Annotated in this window: 2 protein-coding genes and 1 pseudogene; all 3 read right to left on the reverse strand. The window is 68.6% G+C overall.

All coding sequences use genetic code 11. From position 1 onward, the window contains the following. Window positions 1-943: tetratricopeptide repeat protein (locus tag VF794_RS31635; protein ID WP_331116842.1), on the reverse strand; the 943-nt coding region annotated here is incomplete at its 3' end. Window positions 944-953: 10 nt separating this feature from the next. After that, window positions 954-1,670 (reverse strand): dihydrolipoamide acetyltransferase, encoded by a 717-nt coding sequence (locus tag VF794_RS31640; RefSeq protein ID WP_331116843.1) that lies wholly within the window; start codon window positions 1,668-1,670, stop codon window positions 954-956. Between the two features lie 15 nt (window positions 1,671-1,685). Continuing rightward, a pseudogene (locus tag VF794_RS31645) lies at window positions 1,686-1,829 on the reverse strand (gliding-motility protein MglA); the annotation flags it as partial.

The raw sequence follows: 1,829 nt of genomic DNA on the forward strand, positions 1-1,829 counted from the left end.
CGTTCTTCGCCTTCTCGTAGTCCCCCTTCTTCACGTGGACCCAGGACAGCTCATAGAGCGAGTCCACGAAGGACTCGCTGTCGCGCGGAATCTCCGCGTACCGGTCGAGCGCCTCGTCGTAGCGCCCCAGCTCATAGAGGAGCCGCCCCAGCGAGAGGCTCGCGAGCTCCTTGAGTCGCTGGAGCTCTGGCTCCCGCGGCGTGCCGGTGGCCAGGGGACGGAACCGCTCCACGGCCCCCTCGTAGTCACCTTCCTGCACGGACAGCACGCCGAGGAAGTACGCGCTCTGCTTCTGGAAGCGCCCCTCGGGCATGGCGGCCAGCTTCTGGAAGGCCGCGCGCGCTCGCTCGCGCCGCTCCACGTCGGGCAGGTCCGTGCGCTTGAAGAGCCACTTGCCGTAGACGTACTCGAGCTCCGGCGGCAACTGCCCACCCGAGAGGCGCCGTGCCCGCTCGATGTGCTCGTCGAGGCCCGTGAACTGGTTGAGCCGGCCGGCGATCTCCAGGTAGCGCGCCAGCGCGTCCCGATAGTGGCGGGTGTCGGGCTGGCCGAGCAGCTCGCGCAGGTACAGCCGCGCGCCCACGTGGTTTTGCTGCTGGTAGAGCGAGTCCGCCAGGTAGAAGAGCGCGTCCGTATAGCGCTCGTGCGAGCGGAACTTCGGGTCGCTCACCAGATCGTAGAAGAGCACCGCCGCGTTGGCCCAGTCCTCCAACAGGTATTGAATCTCCCCATGGGAGAAGCGCAGCAGCCGGGCCTCGTCCTCGCCGGGCTCGGGCCGCTCGGTGAACTGCGTCTCGACGAAGCGCAGGTTCTCCTCGGCCGCCTTGAGCTGCCCGGACACCTGCTCCAGCCGCGCCGACAACTCGCGCGAGGACGCGCGAGCGGGGGCCGCCACGAGGGTGGCCACCGCGAGCAGCAGGGCGTGGACGCGGGAGACGCTCACGACCGGTCTCCTACTTCGTCTCGGCGGGGGCGGTGGCGGCGGGCTGCTGCTGCCTGCCCGACTCACGCGATGACTCGATGTCGTAGCGCACCGCTGGCCGATCCTGGAGGTCCGTGGTCAGCCCGCCCTTCTCGAAGCCCACCACGCGCACCGTCGTCACCTTCCCCGGATCCGCGTTGAAGGTGTAACTGGATTGCACCTTGAAGCGGTAGTCCTCGAGGTAGCTGAACACCCCGTACCCGTGGCCCTTGTAGACGAGCTTCACGGCGAGCTGGTGCTGGCCCGGTACGATGCGGCCGTTGAAGATCTCCAGCTCCTCGCGCTTGGACAGGTCCGCGTTCTCGTCCGTGCGCGTGAAGATGGGCGCGCCGTCCAGCGCGTACGCCACCGACTCCAGCACGAACGAATTGCCCATCTCATTGCGGTGGAAGAGCACCGCGCGCGCCCCGGTGGACAGGTCTCCACCCAGCACCGTCTCCTGGAGGAGCTGGAGGCGCGCCTTGGAGCGGAAGATCTTCTCCTTCAGGTCGACGACCTGCTCCTCGAGCGTCCGCACCCGGGTGTTGAAGGACTCCTCGGCGGTCCGGGGGGACTTGCCGGCCGGCGTGCTTTCGGATGCGGTCGCCGCGGGAGTGGAAACGGCGGCGGGCTCCTGCGCGAGCGCGGGAGCCCACAGGCCCACTCCAACCAGGGCCAGGAGACGGAGGGGGGAGGGTGCGGAGCGCAAGGAGAGCGACCTCGTCTAGCCGCCCTTCTTGAGCTCCGTCAACACCAGCTTGGCCACGGCCTTGAGCGTGTCGAACACGCCCACGCCCGTGGGCGCCACCGCCTGATAGTCGGGGATGTTGCGCGGGTTGAGCGCCTGGCGCATCTCCTCGATCGTCAG

Origin of the sequence: Archangium sp. (genome assembly GCF_036389735.1) — a bacterium.
GTDB lineage: Bacteria > Myxococcota > Myxococcia > Myxococcales > Myxococcaceae > Archangium.